The sequence below is a fragment of the Niastella caeni genome (assembly GCF_004834005.1).
In the GTDB taxonomy this organism is placed as follows: domain Bacteria; phylum Bacteroidota; class Bacteroidia; order Chitinophagales; family Chitinophagaceae; genus Niastella; species Niastella caeni.
This window is the reverse complement of record NZ_STFF01000001.1, coordinates 114949-130838: the sequence shown is the minus strand read 5'-3', so window position 1 is coordinate 130838 and position 15890 is coordinate 114949. Positions and strand designations below refer to the sequence as shown.

Here is a 15890-nt window from a genome sequence, read left to right as displayed (position 1 = left end):
TGCCTGATCATTTTATTCTTCTTTCCCTTTTTTATTTTCTCATTTCCAATTCCTCTGTTTCCTGTCCCTTCTCCATACATATTTTTAAATTGCGCCTGCCGTTCTGGATAAAGCTGCGTACTTTATTCCACTCAATACCGGTAGCTTCCGAAATTTCTTTATAGCATTTATTTTGCAGATAGAACAGTTCCACGGCGTTCTTCTGCTCTAATGATAAGGTTTGCAAACAACGCTCCAGCTTTTGCAGGTTTTCTTCCTTCAACTGTATGCCATTCAGATGCACTTCTTCTTCCAATTGCATACTCTCCGGCTTAAATTCTGTTGTTTTGAGGTTTTTAGGCGTTCGCAACTGCATCAGGCAGTAGTTTTTAGCCAGGGTATACAGCCAGCTTTTGAAGTTATCTACCTCATGCTTAGGCAGTTTGGCCACTAATTCCTCAAAAATCTGCATCACTGCGTCTTTGGCCGTTTCGGGTTGTTTCAGGTATTTCAGGCAAACCCCGTATAAAAGGTCCATATAACGTTGAAAAAGAACAGCCAACACATCCATATTCCCGGATGTGCGAAACAGGTTGACCAATTCCTTATCGGGCAACTCATTGGTTGGTATGTTCTTTAAAAATGCCACTGGCGGTTAAAATTAACAAAAAACCGGCGTATGTAATTAATAATAAGACGAATAACCGGTGTATAGGTTGCAATGGCCAGGTGGTTGAAAAGGCGGCGTTGGAGGAGAGTTAAAATATTTTTTAATTCGGGCGTATGTAATTTTTCCGGTAGCTACATCCAGTATAGCAAATACGATCTGTATGCCGAAATCTATACAACTTCAAATACCCGAACCCTGTCATGAAAACTGGCAAAATATGACCCCGCAGGAACAAGGGCGTTTTTGCGGAGCCTGTCAGAAGACGGTTGTGGATTTTAGCCTGATGACCGACCAGGAGGTGATGAATTATTTTTTAAAAGCAGACCATAACGTTTGCGGCAGGTTTGCAAACGACCAGTTGAACAAGGAATTGGTAGTAACTGGAAAGAAGAAACGCTTTTCCTGGGCTTATGCCTGGAATGTAATATTGGCCACTTTACTCATTACCGAAACCAATGCGCAGGTAAAACCTAAACCCAAAAAGCCGGTAACAGAAAATATACCTCAGGATCGCAAAATGGGTAAAGTTGCCTATGTGCCCGGAAGACCTGCAATTAACAGTGCGATACCAATAATAATGAAAGGCAAGGTGGTTGATGAATCAAATAACCAACCGATTATTGGGGCCAGTATCAGTGTAGCAGGAACAACAGGCGGCGTCATGGCAGATACCTCGGGTAAGTTTATTTTGAAAGTTCAGCAGAAAGATTCCATTGTGCTTGAATTCAGTGCCATTGGCTACGAAACACAAACCCGGGTAGTAGATGATCTTACCAACTGGCAGGATATACAGGTATACCTGCAACCCGCCGCTGTCGTATTAAAGGATGTGTACATTACCAGTAGCATTACCAAGGGTAGAGTAATAATGGGCGGTGTTAGGCAGGTTAAAACAGTAAAGGTAGATACCATAAAAAACTTTATTAATGATTGGCTACCTGCTGCCTTTAAGAAAAATGTTAAAATATCTCCCAACCCCGTTATGCATGGTAATAGTATTAATGTGAGTCTTGCCTTGAAACAACCCGGTAGTTATAAGTTGGAAGTTTTGAATGCGGCGGGGCAGGTAATGCTGGTGCAGCCTTTATTAATGCAAACAAAAGAACAGTTGCTTGATTTGCATACTGCCGCAAACTGGAGCGCCGGTATTTACTGGATACGCATCTCTGCGCCTAATACAAAAAATGTTTTCCAGGAAAAATTTTTGTTGCATTAACAATGAGGGCAATGCTTGTTATGGAATTTTTCACGCATCTGCATCCTAATAAAAATAGTGTTTATGTCTAAAGCCGTACAAATACAGATCCCTTCCCCCTGTCATGAGAACTGGCAGAACATGACGCCTAAGGAACAGGGCCGCTTTTGTGGGTCATGTCAGAAAACAGTAATTGATTTTAGTATAATGAGCGATAAAGAAATGCTGGATCATATTTCCAAAGCTGCGGGGCAACATGTATGTGGCCGTTTTTCGAATGACCAGTTGAATACGGATATAACAGTTACAGAAAACAAACGGCGTTTTTCATGGGCTTATATCTGGAACCTGTTACTGGCCACTTTCCTTTTCACCGATTCATTTGCACAGGGTAAGCCGGTGATCAAAAAAAAGCCGGTGGTGCAGATGCCAGATTGTTCACCAAGAATGGGAGCTATAGCTGTAGTTGTACCCGATCCCTTACCGCCAAAACAAATCGATGGTTTGGTTTTGGATAGTAATTCCAATCAGCCGATAGATGGCGCCAGTGTTTGGATAAAGGGTACTACAAAAGGGGTGATTACCGATTCAACTGGTAAGTTTATGCTCTTGATTGATGAAACAAAAAAATCTGTTACACTGGAGATCAGCGTAATTGGTTATGAAACAAAAACGTTGGTGGTTGATAGTAAGACCAACTGGCAGAACATAAAAGTGATGATGGCAGAAAAGGAAATGTTCATGGGCCTGATCGTAGTGGCGGAAAAAGTGCCGGATCAGGAAGAATTAACAGAGGCGGAAAAAGTTACAGAGGAAGAAAATGTTGCAAAGAGGGTCAACGATTGGGTGCCTGCAACGCCAAAGAAAGACATAAGGATTTATCCCAACCCGGTGGCGCGGGGAAATGCGATACAAGCCAATGTATCATTAAAAAAATCCGGCACTTATAATCTTGAATTGCTTGATATAGGTGGGCGGGTAGTAGCTGTACAGAAGTTAGTGATGACCTCAAAAGAGCAAAAGATCACTATACCCACCCAGCCTGACTGGAACACGGGTATATATTGCATTCGCATTTCAACGCCGGGCAGAAATATTTACCAGGCAAAAGTGGCCATACAATAATTTCCCTTTCCCTTATATGTGGGTTCGTTCAGTTCTAAATGAGGTAGTGATTATTTCTATTTCATGGTTCTATACCGGTCGCAAGGCCGGTATTTTTTTGTGGCTTACCCTTTAAACGCCGGATGAAATTGTTGCAAAGTGTCGCGTAAGAACTCGCGATCTAAATGCGTATATATCTCTGTGGTAGTAATGCTTTCATGCCCCAGCATTTCCTGTACGGCTCGCAGATCGGCGCCTCCTTCAACCAAATGCGTGGCAAAGGAATGACGAAAAGTATGTGGTGAGATGTTCTTCGTAATGCCTGCTTTTTTTACCAGGTCTTTTAACAGCAAAAAGATCATTACCCGCGTGAGCCTGGCGCCGCGTCGATTTAAAAACAAAATATCTTCATGGCCCTTTTTCACCGGTACATGCACGCGGATATCTCTTTTGTATATCGTAATATATTTAATGGCCGAATCGCCAATAGGTACCAGCCTTTCTTTATCGCCCTTACCGGTTACACGAATAAAGCCCACATCCATATAAAGGGCGGATATCTTCAGGTTCACGACCTCGCTTACCCGCAATCCGCAACTATACATGGTTTCCAGGATAGCCTTGTTGCGACCTCCTTCCGGTTTACTCAGGTCAATTTGTGCAATGATGTTTTCTATTTCATCAAAGGTGAGCACATCGGGTAAGGCGCGTTTCAATTTGGGGGCTTCCAGCAGGGTAGTGGGGTCTTTGGAAACAATGTTCTCAATAAGGCAATATTTATAAAACGAGCGGATGCCTGATATAATGCGGGCTTGTGAAGTAGGCGTCATGCCCAGCTCGCTTACCCAGCGGATAAATTGTTGCAGATCGGGCAGGGTTACATTGGCCGGACTTAACACATTGTTCTTCTCCTGTAAGAACTGGGTGAGCTTTTCAATATCGCGCAGATACGCTTCTACCGAATTATCAGAAAGCGATTTTTCCAATTGTAAGAATGCCTTAAACCCTTTTTTATACGGATCCCACATAGTGTTGTTTGAAGCTGTATATTCGTACTTCAAAAATAAGGTTTCCATATCATTGGCCACTTTAAAATCAACTGTCGACATGCTGCTTAGTCTTGGTAAAATGAAAAAAAAGATGCTCCTTAACCGGTCTGCTTTTAAAAGGTTTTTGACTAAACTGGAGAAGAATCCGCCTCGCGGGCTCGATAACATGGCAGTACAGGCTGATAAGGAAGTATGGGCCGAAACCGATTGCCTGGCCTGCGCCAATTGCTGCAAGACCATGACGCCCACATTCACCAATACAGATATCAAGCGGATCTCTGCCCATCTTGAAATGACGGAGGAGGCTTTTAAGAAGAAGTGGCTGAAGAAAGACCGGGCAGGCGATTGGGTAAATACCCGTCAACCATGTCAATTCCTAAACCTTAAGGATAATAAATGCTCCATTTATGAAGTGCGGCCGAAAGATTGTTCCGGTTTTCCACACCATACCCGCCGTAAGATGATTGATTACATGCACGTATTTAAACAAAACATTGAGTATTGTCCGGCTACTTTCAGGTTGGTGGAGAGAATGATGGAGAATGCGAATAGTAAGTAAGTTATTTAGTTCTGAGTTCTTGGTTCGAAGTTCTTAGTTGGGTTCATAAAAAATGAAATCAAAAACTAAAAACTCAGAACTACAAATAAACGTCCTCAATAAAAAAGTACTCTACCGGCTGGTTGGGTAACATTGTAATCGATAAGATATTAAACTGCACTTCCCGCCATTGCGGGTATTGAGACATAAAAGCCCTTGCGCTGCGAAGCAGGTGATTTATTTTCTTTTTTGAAACACTTTCCTCAGGATGGCCAAACAACAGGTTGCACCTGGTCTTTACTTCAATAATATGCAGCACGTTGTCGCGACATGCAATCACATCAATTTCATACCGCGCATGTCGCCAGTTGCGATGTAAAATGGTGAAGTTTTGCTGCTGCAGATAAACAACAGCCATGTCTTCTCCTTTTTTGCCTGTATCATGATGCTGATAGCTCATTGCATTTTTGTATCATTGCAAATTACTGAAGTTCTATGGCGAATAATACTAAAATATTCAAACTACAGGGTAAGGTTCAACACTATACCTGGGGCGGAATGGATTTTATTCCGGCCTTGTTACACCTTTCCAATTCCGATAAGAAGCCTTTTGCCGAATACTGGATGGGGGCTCATGACAATGTGCCCGCTGAAGTTGTGCTGCCTGACGGTAGTCTGCAACCGTTGAATGCCTTTATAAAACAGGATGCCGTTGCCTTATTGGGAAATTCTGTTCATCAGCGGTTCGGCCGGTTGCCGTACCTGCTGAAAGTGCTGGATGTAAAAGACATGCTGAGTATACAGGTGCATCCTACCAAAGCGGCAGCGGTGTCGGCTTTTGCAGCAGAGAATATGAAAGGCACACCATTAAATGCGCCCAATCGCAATTATAAGGACGATAACCATAAGCCGGAACTAATGCTGGCACTGAGCAATTTCTGGCTGCTGCATGGGTTTAAATCGCCTCAGGCATTGGTATCCATCCTCATGCAAACTCCCGAGCTGCAGTTTTTAGTACCGGTGTTCAATAATAAAAATTACCATGCTTTGTATGAAATGGTAATGACTATGGACCAGATTGAAGTGGATGAACATTTGCGACCTTTACTCGATCGTATTGTACCCTTGTACGAAAAAGGTTTTTTAAATAGAAGCCAGGAAGATTTCTGGGCAGCCAGGGCAGCGAAAACCTTTTGTGAGCCGAATAAAATTGACCGCGGCATTTTTTCTATTTACCTGTTTAACCTGGTGAAACTGCAACCCGGCGAAGCCATCTTCCAGGATGCGGGCATTCCTCATGCTTACCTCGAAGGACAGAACATGGAGATCATGGCCAATTCTGATAACGTATTGCGCGGCGGGTTGACGAATAAATATATCGATGTGCCAGAGCTCATGCACCACACGAAATTTGAAGCGGTAATTCCTGATATTATAAAAGGTACGGCGGGGGCAGTTGCTGTTGAAACGGTATTTCCTACGCCGGCTGCAGATTTTGAGTTGCGTAAGCTGGAGCTGAAAACTGGTTCCCCGGTTTCGCTGACAGCCGCTACCGCCGAGATCTACTTTGTGTATGAAGGCGCTGTGAAAGCTACAGATGGCCAGCGTGAAATTTCCTTACGCAAAGGAGAAGCCCTGTTGTCTACCGCCGGTGCCGCGTTTGAATTGCAACCATCGCATGATGCTGTGGTGTTCAGGGCAACGGTCCCGCAGTAAGGTATGATTTCGGGATTTTGAGATTGCGGGATTTTGGGATTTACAGGTCCCCGTTCTCAAAACCAGAATCAATTAGGAGGTTACCGCCATCGGCGGCGGCGGTGGCCAATTGATCGCAGCGATTATTGAATGGGTTATCGGCATGACCTTTCACCCACACAAATTTGAGCTGGTGTTTTTGCATCAGCTTATAAAAGCGGGTCCATAAGTCTTTATTCTTTTTACCACCCCTGAAATCAGTAGCGATCCAGTTTTTCAGCCAGCCTTCCATTACAGCTTTTACAACATACTGGCTATCGGAGTATATAGTGATCTTTAATCCTTCGCGGTTCAATGCTTCCAGCGCAGCGATCACCGCCATCAATTCCATGCGGTTATTGGTGGTGCGGCGGTAACCGGCCGATAACTCTTTGCGGCTATTGCCCCATTGCAATATAGCGCCATACCCGCCCGGACCTGGGTTTCCACGGGATGAACCATCGGTATAAATAACTAATTCTTTATTCGCAGAAGTTGCCAAATTGAATACAGATTAATGATTTGAGCCGGCAAGATACTATACCTGAATGACACCCGTATTAAAAGGCGGAATAACCGGATTGTTATTAGCGGCGGCCAAACTTTCTGAAATGATCTGCCGGGTTTCCGCGGGATCAATAATGGCATCTACCCATAAACGGGCAGCGGCGTAATACGGTGTGGTTTGTTTGTCGTACCGCCCTTTTATGTCGTTCAGTAATTTTTGTTCTTCTTCTGCCGATACCTCGCTGCCTTTTGCTTTCATGGCGGTTACCTGTATCTGTAACAGGGTTTTGGCGGCTTGTTCACCGCCCATTACAGCCATCCTGGCATTGGGCCAGGCATAAATAAAACGCGGGTCGTATGCTTTTCCGCACATAGCGTAATTACCGGCGCCGTATGAATTGCCTACAATGACGGTGATCTTGGGCACTACCGAATTGGCTACGGCATTCACCATTTTTGCACCGTCTTTTATAATGCCCGCATGTTCACTCCGCGAGCCTACCATAAAGCCGGTTACATCCTGTAAGAACAGCAAGGGAATTTTCTTTTGGTTGCAGTTCATAATAAAGCGGGCTGCTTTATCGGCGCTGTCGTTATAAATGACACCGCCCATTTGCATTTCGCCTTTGGCGCTTTTTACCATTGTGCGTTGATTGGCTACAATGCCCACTGCCCAACCATCAATGCGGGCATAACCGCACAAAATGGTTTTGCCATAATCCTGTTTGAATTGTTCAAATACCGAGTCGTCGGTAATGTGTTCAATCAACTGCAGCATGTCGTAGGAACGGGTAGGATCGGCTGGAATAAGGCCATAGATATCTTTTGCCTTCTTTTTGGGCGCCTTGGGCGTGCTGCGATCAAAGCCGGCTTTGGGTGTATGGCCGAGTTTTGACATGATCTTTTTTACCTGGTCGAGGCATTCCTGTTCGGTTTTGAATTTATAATCGGCAATACCGCTGATAGCATTATGGGTTGCTGCGCCGCCCAGGGTTTCGGTATCGGTATTCTCACCAATGGCTGCTTTTACGAGGTAAGGCCCGGCCAGGAAAATGGAGCCATTGCCTTCTACCATCAAAGTTTCATCGCTCATGATGGGCAGGTATGCGCCGCCGGCCACACAGGCGCCCATCACCGCTGCAATTTGCGTAATGCCCATGGCGCTCATACGCGCGTTGTTGCGAAATATGCGGCCAAAATGTTCTTTATCGGGAAAGATCTCATCCTGCATGGGTAAGAATACTCCTGCGCTATCGACGAGGTAAATTACCGGCAAGTGGTTTTCCATGGCAATCTCCTGCAGGCGCAGGTTCTTTTTACCGGTAATGGGGAACCAGGCGCCAGCCTTCACGGTTTGATCGTTGGCCAGAATAACACATTGCCGTCCGCTTACATACCCTACACCGGCCACCGTACCTGCCGCCGGGCAACCGCCTTGTTCTTCATACATGTCCCATCCTGCAAAGGCGCCTATTTCAACGAACGGGGCATCGGGATCGAGCAAATAATTAATGCGTTCGCGGGCCGTTAATTTGTTTTTTTCTTTCTGTTTGGCAATCGCTTTTTTACCACCGCCAAGGGCTACGTGTGCAAAACGTTGTTGCATTTCGCTAAGGGCCCGTTTTATAACATCTTCGTTGCGGTTGAACTCTAAATTCATGTAGTTGTTTGTTAATGTGCTTATGTCGTGAATCGTGAAAGGCCAGTAGGTAGTGGAAAATGGCTAGTGGGGCGGCTCAAATTCGGCACTCACTATAGGTTTTCGTATGCCTATTATAGGTTTTTCTTACTTGCTACTCGCTTCTTACTGCTCGCTATATTATTAGCAAATTAGCACATTATCCCATTATCACATTGGGCTAATTATTTTACTACTGCCAACGCCATTCCATCATACTCTTTCACCCCAACCATTTGAAGAATGGTAGCGGTAACAGCCGTACTGTTCCCAAGCATTTTATTAAATCGTTGTGCGCCGGCTACAGCGGGTTCCGTTGAATTTTCATCAAGTACTTTTCCCTCGCGGATCACATTATCGGCCACGATGAGGGTACCGGGACGCGATAACCGAAGCGCCCATTGAAAATATTCGGCATAAGGCGGTTTATCGGCATCAATGAAGATCATGTCGAAAGGCCCGGCGCCCTCGGCATGCAATTGGGGCAATAGGTCGAGTGCTTTGCCTGTTTTGATGTGTACCCTGGATGCCAATCCGGCCCGCTCAATATTCTTTTGTGCTACTTCTGCATGTTTGGGATCTGATTCAAGCGTCACCAATTGTCCGTCTTCCGGTAATGCCCTTGCCATCCAGATGGTACTGTACCCGGCCAACGTGCCCAGTTCGAGGATGTTTTTGGCATTACACAACAAGGCAAGCAATTGTAAAAATTTACCCTGGTTAGGCGATACACTGATGGCAGGCATGCCTGTTTCTTTGAGCGATCGGGTGGTGGCAATCAGCGCTTCATCTTCATGCCCCAGCAGGTTGCTGATATAATTATCTACAGATTCAAACAATTCATTATTCATTTTTAATCGTCGGTATTTGTTTTTATAAATTCCACCAGTGTAATAATATCGTTCCCCCGGCTGTATTGCTTTAATTTTTCCAAAATAGCCGGATACTCTGAAAAGAATGGATACAGGTTTTGTTTTGCCTTCTCATATTTCTTTTCCTTCATTCTTATGTATACAGGAAAAGCGGCATATTCCTGTTTCTCTTCTTTTGTTTTCTCGAAGATAATATTCGGATATGTTACAAAACCACCTTGTAGCGCATCGTATCCATAATACAACACATAATAAATATTGATCTTGCCGGTATAAACGACCTGGGCAAATGTTTGCTTCAGCACCGACATCCTGCTGAATATCGGAAATTCTTCTCCATATACCTGCAGGTTGGTAAGGGTTTTGAACTGCAAGCTATCGGTTGCAAACCCCAGCAGATCGGTAACAGCATATTTATCTTCGTGTTGATCATTTAATTTAAACCGGAGTTTTTCGTTTGGGTAGGGCCACCATTTGACGAACCCCTTTTGTTGAGTAGCATCTTTTAGTGTAATGGTCCCTGGTACAAAATGCTGCGCAAACGGGTAATTCTGAGCGCTTGCAGACCAGGTTATAAGTATACCCACAAGAAAAATTAAACTTTTCATAGTAGTATTGTTATTGTGAATTTAAGCAAAATATGCTAATTAGATAATGTGCTAATATGCTAATGTGCATTAAGAAATGCCTTAAATTCACAAGACCATTTCAATAATCAACAACTCAATTAGCACATCAGCACATTAACAATTTATGTGGAGGAAAAAAAATGCCTGGTTGGTTTTAATAGGTCTGGCAATAAGCATTAAAATTTTTTCTTTATTCCCCGATGCAGTGGAAAAATATTATGCCTCGGGGATCTATCCTGTTATTTCAAAATTGCAGCGCATCCTGTTTGGCTGGCTGCCATTTAGCGTGGGCGATATCTTTTACGGATTGGTGATTATTTGGCTGTTATACAAATTGTACCATACTACCCGTCGCATTGTAAAAAGACAAACGAATAAAAAGTATTGGTTACATGCCCTGTTGCAAACTGCTTTTGTAGTGGTGGTGGTGTATGTATCGTTCAATTTGTTGTGGGGACTGAATTACAACCGGCGCGGAGTAGCCTACCAGTTAGGGTTAAAGGTTGAACGCTATTCAAAGAACGACCTGGTGCAACTGATGCAAACGATCGTGTACCGGCTGCATGCACTGGATTCTCCATCGAGGGTGAACCGGCAAGCCTTAGCGCGCAAAAGAAATTTATTTGATGGCGCGGTATCGGCCTATGGTCAGTTGGCACATAATGAAACCAAGTTCACGTATTCATTTCAATCGGTAAAACCTTCGTTATACAGTTACCTGGGCAATTACCTGGGTTATACCGGGTATTATAATCCTTTTAGCGGCGAAGCGCAGGTGAACACGACAGTCCCGCTGTTTGTACAGCCTTTTACAACTTGTCATGAAATTGGTCACCAATTGGGATATGCCAAGGAGAATGAGGCCAATTTTGCCGGATATCTATCTGCTAAATCATCGCAGGACGCATTATTCCGGTACTCAGTGTACTTCGACCTATACAGCTATTCACGGTATTACTTATACGCACAGGATTCTATAACGGCAAAGCAGCTCGATGCGCAATTGCCGGCCGGGATAAAAGCCGATCACCGGGTATTAAGGGAATTTGTAAAAAAATACCGGAACCCCGTTGAAGTGATCATCGACAAATTATACGGGGAATACCTGAAAGCCAATGAGCAGCCAGGCGGTAAATTAAGTTATAATGAAGTGGTAGCCTGGCTGGTGGCGTATTACAAGAAGTTTGGAACTGAAGCCATTTAATTTGCAAATTAGCAAATGCGAAAATGTGCAAATTGGTTGCTGAATTTTGTATACACTTCTCAATGGCGGACACCTCATTTGCACATTTTCCAATTTCACATTTACTAATTAGAATTTATTCTTCCACATCATGCTCTCAACCGGTTTATCGGGTTGGCCGCTGTATTTGGCGTTTTTCTTTTGATTGTATTTGATGGCAATTTCCCCTTCAACCGGAAAATAGATCAGCTGTCCGATAGGCATACCCTTATACACTTTTACGGGTTGTTTTACTGAGATCTCGAGCGTCCAGTTGCCGCAGAAACCAACATCGCCCTTGCCGGCGGTCGCATGAATATCGATCCCCAGCCTACCTGTAGAGGACTTGCCTTCCAGGAACGGAACGTGGGCATGGGTTTCGGTATATTCCAGCGTTACGCCCAGGTAAAAAACATGGGGATATAATACAAACCCATCATCGGGTATTTCGAAATATTCAATTTCATTGTGCTTTTTGGCGTCCAGGATATGCTCCCGGTACGTAGCCAGGTATTTACCCAGGTGCACATCGTAGGAATTACTGCCAAGGCATTCACGATTATAGGGTTCAATGCGGATGCTGCCTTTCTCAATTTCTTCCAATATGCGTTTATCCGACAAGATCATGTGATGTGATTAGTTTATATTTGATTGTTGTTTACCAGACACTTTGCTGCACCTGAAAATTGGTGCAATGTAAAATCTAAAACGCTACTGTGGCATTGTTTTATCAACATAATATTAACGAACATACAAAATTGGGCATCTGGCGTATTGAAGAGCCGGAAGCGTTTTACCTGGAAAAAGTTCCCCTGAAAAAGGGGGTATCCCATCCCTATAAACGGTTGCAGCACCTGGCGGGCCGGTTTTTGCTGCCGACATTATATGCCGACTTTCCGTTGGAAGAGATCCTGGTGGCCGATACCCGGAAACCCTTCCTGGAGCGGGAACAGTACCATTTTTCTATTTCGCATGGCGGCAATTTTGCCGCAGCCATTGTGAGCAGCCATAGCCGGGTAGGGGTGGATATAGAATTGGTTTCCCCCCGCATCATCGCTATTTCGCATAAATTCCTGCATCACGATGAAAAAGTGTTCCTGAACGACTGGATCCATTTAACCAAAATGCACCTGGAGCTTACCACCGTGCTGTGGAGCGCCAAGGAAGCCATTTACAAATGGTATGGTCACGGGGAACTTGATTTCAGGCAGCATATGCAGTTATCTGGCCCTATTACCTTCAAGGCCGATGAAACCATTGTGTTGCCTTTCGTGTTCAGAAAACAAGACCCTGTACCCTTAACAGTAGAGGCGAGAATATTCGACCAACTGGCGCTGGCCTGGGTGCTGACGGGGGGGTAGGAAAAGCTGCAAGCAATACAGCTGGCTACAATCTGATTTCCCCGGTACCGATCAATCTTCCAGCAAAAACGGATCAGTATCATCAACAAGGTCCAGTTGAATATTATCGCTTCCAGCGATACCTTCAATAGATCCCTTGATATGGGCGGCATTGAGTAATACTTTTTCCAATTGCTTTTCCCGCATCTTCCACAGCTTTTCCATGGCATCCCGTTCTTTTTGTATAGATTGTTTCATGGACTGGAAACCTTCCCGGATGGCTTTCCATTGTTCGCTGAATTCGTTGCTGGTTAAATAGCTGTAAAGCATTTGCATCTTATCGCCCTTGTTTTCCTGCGTTTTGGCGGCCATAAATATTTTTAAAATGCCATCCCGCAGTACATGCACCAGGGCCGATACATCGCTGAACGAGCAGATCCAGATCCCGTCTAACTGGCCGAATGTTGTCACCTGTTCGGGCAATGCCTGGGTTACGATAACGCCAATATCGGCAGCCGTGCTTCGCATATCGGCCTTTAGTTTTTCGATCCAGTTCTTATCAAAGTGCTTGGTGCGTTTACTTTCAAAGATGATCTTCCCGCATTCCTGTCCGAGGTTGTTGCGAACGGTCAAAATGCAATCTGCGCCGCGTACGCCTTTGCCCACTTCACAAACCAGGTCAAAAGGGAATGATGATTTCAGCATTTCTTCCAGGATAAGTTCCTGAACTTCACCCTGTAATTGCATGGAACCCTGTTCAGCTTTGCGCCGCATTTCTTCCGCCAGTTTTTTTTGATCGTCCAGTTGCTTTTCCAGTTCGCGTAACCGCAACTGGTATTCGTTTTCCCGGGTTGCTGTTTTTTGCTCTTCTAATTTGCGCAACTCTTCTGATAATTTAACCCGTTCTTCCTGTAATTTGCGTTGTACGGAAAGCTCCAGCTCGGCTTCTTTGTTTTTCAGGTTCTGTTCTTTTTGTAAGAACTCCAGTTCTTTTTGCCGGGCTTGTATCAATTTATCTTCCTGATCTTTATTGGTTTGCTGTAGTAACCGCAGTCTAGTATCGAAGTCGGCGGTTATGGTTTTACGAAGGTTTTCTTCGAGCGATTGTTGTACCCGAACGGTTTCTTCCTGCAATTTTTTTGCAAACTCAGCTTCTTTATTTTGGACTTGTTGGATCAGTTCTTTTTCGCGCCGCGCAAATTCATCCTCCTTCTGTTTTTTAAAACTTAGCATCTGCTCGCGCAGCTCTTTTTTATATTCCTCAGAAACAGCATCTTCAATGGCAAACTTGTGTCCGCAACTAGGGCATTTGATATCTGTAGCCATGTACGAATTTTGCGCAAGTTAAGGAAAAGGCAAGTGGCAAGTAGAAAGTAGCTGGTGGGGGGCTGATTGGTGAAAAAGGGTGGTGGTCAATGGTGAAACGGTAATTGGTCGTGAAACGGGAAACTGAAGCGTGAAAGGTGCGCCTGATTGCAGTCTCGTTCAAGCTTCAGGCACCTAATTTCGCCAGCCATTAAACAAATAGCTTGAAACTTACATACCCTGAAACCGGCAACTGGTAACCGGTAAACGAAAACCAACCTTTATCCGCTGGTCCTATATTTTTTTTTAGCATTCAGGAATTTTGTTATTTTCGTATAAGCCTGCATACCCTGTTCCCCGTGCAGGGCCCAGCCAATAGCAAAAATCAGAGATTGCCCACTGTTCTATATCCCTTCAGATCAAAGCAATCTACCTTGTCCGACAGAATGTATTTAAAGTCATTATAATACCGTACAATATGTCTACTACGGCGTTTTGGCTTAATAATACCACTGGTTTTAAACTTCAATATTATATTTCTGAAAGGTGGCACTGTTTCCTGACCCGGCAGTTCAAAGATAACAGAGGTTATTCCCGACTATACCAAAGGATGTATGTACATATAGTGCACTGAACGTATGGCAAATGGTTATATCTAACGGTTAATCATATTTGTGTATTAAACCCCTGTCGCTGTGGCTACCTATAAACATATTCCTGAACTAATTGTCAGGTACCGTAGGAATACTTTAAACGAGCGGGAAAAAGAAGAACTGCAAGCATGGTGTAACCTGTGTGAAGAGAACCAGTTGTTATTTAATCGGTTGCACGATGCCGGTGATGCTACAGGAACCCTGGTTGAATTATATAGCGAAGCAATAAACGAAGAAGGCGGTAAAGTGAGACAAATGTTCCCTGATCGAAAAAAGCGCCGTTTTGTAACAGTTATAATGTATGCGGCCATTGTAATTGGTTTATTATTAACAGGGTTGACAGTATATTCTATTTTGAACAGGGGCCATGATAAAAAAAACGTATCTGTTAAAAGCCCTGTAAAAGAAGGATTGAAAGAAAAAGTTGCTTTTGACGAACGCAGGATACAACTGAAACTGGCAAACGGTCGTATAGTATACCTGGATAGCAACGTGAATGGTCATATTGCTTTGCAATACAGATCAGTTATCTATAAACGAGGCGACCTGGTGCGGTATGAATGGTCAACCGGCAACGCCCAGCCTGAACTGGAATATAATACGATCATTACCCCGCGGGCAAAAAAGATTACCCTTGAATTGCCCGATGGCAGCAGGGCCTGGCTGAATGCTTCTTCAAGCATCACGTACCCAACGGCCTTTGTTGAAAAGGAGCGTAGGGTACAAATAACAGGGGAAGTGTATTTTGAAGTGAATCCACATCCGGTATCGCTTGGTTCAGGAGGAGAGAGGAAGCCGTTTATCGTAAACGTGAATCCTTTGCCAGGCAGCAGGGGCGCAGGCGCCAGAATAGAAGTGATAGGTACGCATTTTAATGTAAATGCTTATGGCGATGAGCCGGTTATAAAGACAACGCTGCTGCGTGGAAAGGTAAAGGTCTGCAACCATTTTCGGACAGAAGGTGTTGTTGACGCTGCTCAAAAAACGAAGCCTGCCACTGCTGATCGCCAACCGGAAGCCCAAATGGCTACGCTTACGCCCGGGCAGCAGGCGCAGGTTAACGGTGATGGACAACTAGACGTAATTAAATATGCAGATATTCAGGAAGTAATGGCCTGGCATAAGGACCTTTTTATTTTTAATGACGTGGCGATAAAACAGATCATGCAGCAATTGGAACGGCATTATGATTATGAGGTAGTGTTTAAAGAGCCGGTTGATGGTCATTATACTTTATCTGTAACCCGGCAAACAGCTATTGAGCAGGTATTGGAAGCGCTTGAATTGTCAGGCGGTATTCATTTCGAAGTAGACGATCGTAAAATCATTGTTTCCCAATAAGCAGGGAACCAGGTTTGGGGTAAATTTAATAGTAGTTGCGATAGAAGTAATGTGAAACCGGTAGGGGCCGGTTA

The 15890-nt window shown here is 44.2% G+C and carries 16 protein-coding genes; 7 read left to right on the top strand and 9 right to left on the bottom strand.

Annotated elements, in window-relative coordinates:
* Positions 1–31 precede the first annotated feature (31 nt).
* Positions 32–628 carry an RNA polymerase sigma factor gene (locus tag FAM09_RS00580; RefSeq protein ID WP_208025457.1) on the bottom strand — a complete coding sequence of 199 codons (597 nt, stop codon included), beginning with the start codon at positions 626–628 and terminating at the stop codon, positions 32–34.
* A gap of 181 nt (positions 629–809) precedes the next feature.
* Here FAM09_RS00580 and FAM09_RS00575 point away from each other — a divergent pair, with 181 nt between their 5' ends.
* A complete protein-coding gene (locus tag FAM09_RS00575) occupies positions 810–1865 on the top strand; it encodes a carboxypeptidase-like regulatory domain-containing protein (protein ID WP_136575136.1) in 1056 nt (351 codons plus the stop codon).
* A gap of 63 nt (positions 1866–1928) precedes the next feature.
* Entirely contained in the window at positions 1929–2969 is a 1041-nt protein-coding gene (locus tag FAM09_RS00570) for a carboxypeptidase-like regulatory domain-containing protein (RefSeq protein WP_136575135.1), read from the top strand.
* Positions 2970–3073: 104 nt separating this feature from the next.
* Here the strand turns inward: FAM09_RS00570 and xerD are convergent, their stop codons facing one another.
* Entirely contained in the window at positions 3074–4057 is a 984-nt protein-coding gene (xerD, locus tag FAM09_RS00565) for a site-specific tyrosine recombinase XerD (protein WP_317130669.1), read from the bottom strand.
* 19 nt (positions 4058–4076) lie between these two features.
* On the opposite strand from xerD, the gene FAM09_RS00560 reads away from it, so the two are divergent.
* Entirely contained in the window at positions 4077–4556 is a 480-nt protein-coding gene (locus FAM09_RS00560) for a YkgJ family cysteine cluster protein (protein ID WP_166436984.1), read from the top strand.
* A gap of 79 nt (positions 4557–4635) precedes the next feature.
* Here FAM09_RS00560 and FAM09_RS00555 read toward each other — a convergent pair whose 3' ends face one another.
* Positions 4636–4995, bottom strand: coding sequence for a YraN family protein (locus FAM09_RS00555; protein WP_136575133.1), 360 nt, complete (start codon positions 4993–4995; stop codon positions 4636–4638).
* 35 nt (positions 4996–5030) lie between these two features.
* Between FAM09_RS00555 and manA the strand changes: the two genes are divergently transcribed.
* Positions 5031–6251, top strand: coding sequence for a mannose-6-phosphate isomerase, class I (manA, locus tag FAM09_RS00550; RefSeq protein ID WP_136575132.1), 1221 nt, complete (start codon positions 5031–5033; stop codon positions 6249–6251).
* A 40-nt stretch (positions 6252–6291) separates the two neighbouring features.
* On the opposite strand, the gene rnhA is transcribed toward manA, so the two are convergent.
* From rnhA to FAM09_RS00530, 4 genes are all read right to left on the bottom strand, one after another.
* Complete coding sequence (gene rnhA, locus FAM09_RS00545; RefSeq protein ID WP_136575131.1) at positions 6292–6771, bottom strand: ribonuclease HI; 480 nt, start codon at positions 6769–6771, stop codon at positions 6292–6294.
* A 36-nt stretch (positions 6772–6807) separates the two neighbouring features.
* Positions 6808–8436: an acyl-CoA carboxylase subunit beta gene (locus FAM09_RS00540; RefSeq protein ID WP_136575130.1), complete on the bottom strand. Its 1629-nt coding sequence runs from the start codon at positions 8434–8436 to the stop codon at positions 6808–6810.
* Between the two features lie 203 nt (positions 8437–8639).
* Positions 8640–9305: an O-methyltransferase gene (locus FAM09_RS00535; RefSeq protein WP_136575129.1), complete on the bottom strand. Its 666-nt coding sequence runs from the start codon at positions 9303–9305 to the stop codon at positions 8640–8642.
* Between the two features lie 2 nt (positions 9306–9307).
* On the bottom strand, positions 9308–9934 hold the full coding sequence (locus tag FAM09_RS00530; RefSeq protein ID WP_136575128.1) for a hypothetical protein: 627 nt from the start codon (positions 9932–9934) through the stop codon (positions 9308–9310).
* Positions 9935–10079: 145 nt separating this feature from the next.
* Between FAM09_RS00530 and FAM09_RS00525 the strand changes: the two genes are divergently transcribed.
* On the top strand, positions 10080–11159 hold the full coding sequence (locus FAM09_RS00525; protein ID WP_136575127.1) for a DUF3810 domain-containing protein: 1080 nt from the start codon (positions 10080–10082) through the stop codon (positions 11157–11159).
* A 108-nt stretch (positions 11160–11267) separates the two neighbouring features.
* Here the strand turns inward: FAM09_RS00525 and dcd are convergent, their stop codons facing one another.
* The gene (dcd, locus tag FAM09_RS00520; protein WP_136575126.1) at positions 11268–11804 is read right to left on the bottom strand and encodes a dCTP deaminase; all 537 of its coding nucleotides are present in this window, start codon (positions 11802–11804) and stop codon (positions 11268–11270) included.
* A gap of 89 nt (positions 11805–11893) precedes the next feature.
* Between dcd and FAM09_RS00515 the strand changes: the two genes are divergently transcribed.
* Entirely contained in the window at positions 11894–12538 is a 645-nt protein-coding gene (locus tag FAM09_RS00515; RefSeq protein ID WP_136575125.1) for a 4'-phosphopantetheinyl transferase family protein, read from the top strand.
* A 51-nt stretch (positions 12539–12589) separates the two neighbouring features.
* On the opposite strand, the gene FAM09_RS00510 is transcribed toward FAM09_RS00515, so the two are convergent.
* Complete coding sequence (locus tag FAM09_RS00510) at positions 12590–13843, bottom strand: DUF2130 domain-containing protein (RefSeq protein ID WP_136575124.1); 1254 nt, start codon at positions 13841–13843, stop codon at positions 12590–12592.
* 674 nt (positions 13844–14517) lie between these two features.
* On the opposite strand from FAM09_RS00510, the gene FAM09_RS00505 reads away from it, so the two are divergent.
* A complete protein-coding gene (locus FAM09_RS00505) occupies positions 14518–15816 on the top strand; it encodes a FecR family protein (RefSeq protein ID WP_136575123.1) in 1299 nt (432 codons plus the stop codon).
* Positions 15817–15890: the final 74 nt, after the last annotated feature.

What these genes read in the sequence shown, in the direction of transcription:
- FAM09_RS00555 (WP_136575133.1), bottom strand. Translation starts at nt 4,995, where the DNA reads ATGAGCTATCAGCATCATGATACAGGCAAAAAAGGAGAAGACATGGCT.
- FAM09_RS00510 (WP_136575124.1), bottom strand. Translation starts at nt 13,843, where the DNA reads ATGGCTACAGATATCAAATGCCCTAGTTGCGGACACAAGTTTGCCATT.
- FAM09_RS00525 (WP_136575127.1), top strand. Translation starts at nt 10,080, where the DNA reads ATGTGGAGGAAAAAAAATGCCTGGTTGGTTTTAATAGGTCTGGCAATA.
- manA (WP_136575132.1), top strand. Translation starts at nt 5,031, where the DNA reads ATGGCGAATAATACTAAAATATTCAAACTACAGGGTAAGGTTCAACAC.
- FAM09_RS00560 (WP_166436984.1), top strand. Translation starts at nt 4,077, where the DNA reads ATGAAAAAAAAGATGCTCCTTAACCGGTCTGCTTTTAAAAGGTTTTTG.
- xerD (WP_317130669.1), bottom strand. Translation starts at nt 4,057, where the DNA reads ATGTCGACAGTTGATTTTAAAGTGGCCAATGATATGGAAACCTTATTT.
- FAM09_RS00575 (WP_136575136.1), top strand. Translation starts at nt 810, where the DNA reads ATGCCGAAATCTATACAACTTCAAATACCCGAACCCTGTCATGAAAAC.
- FAM09_RS00535 (WP_136575129.1), bottom strand. Translation starts at nt 9,305, where the DNA reads ATGAATAATGAATTGTTTGAATCTGTAGATAATTATATCAGCAACCTG.
- dcd (WP_136575126.1), bottom strand. Translation starts at nt 11,804, where the DNA reads ATGATCTTGTCGGATAAACGCATATTGGAAGAAATTGAGAAAGGCAGC.
- FAM09_RS00540 (WP_136575130.1), bottom strand. Translation starts at nt 8,436, where the DNA reads ATGAATTTAGAGTTCAACCGCAACGAAGATGTTATAAAACGGGCCCTT.
- FAM09_RS00530 (WP_136575128.1), bottom strand. Translation starts at nt 9,934, where the DNA reads ATGAAAAGTTTAATTTTTCTTGTGGGTATACTTATAACCTGGTCTGCA.
- FAM09_RS00570 (WP_136575135.1), top strand. Translation starts at nt 1,929, where the DNA reads ATGTCTAAAGCCGTACAAATACAGATCCCTTCCCCCTGTCATGAGAAC.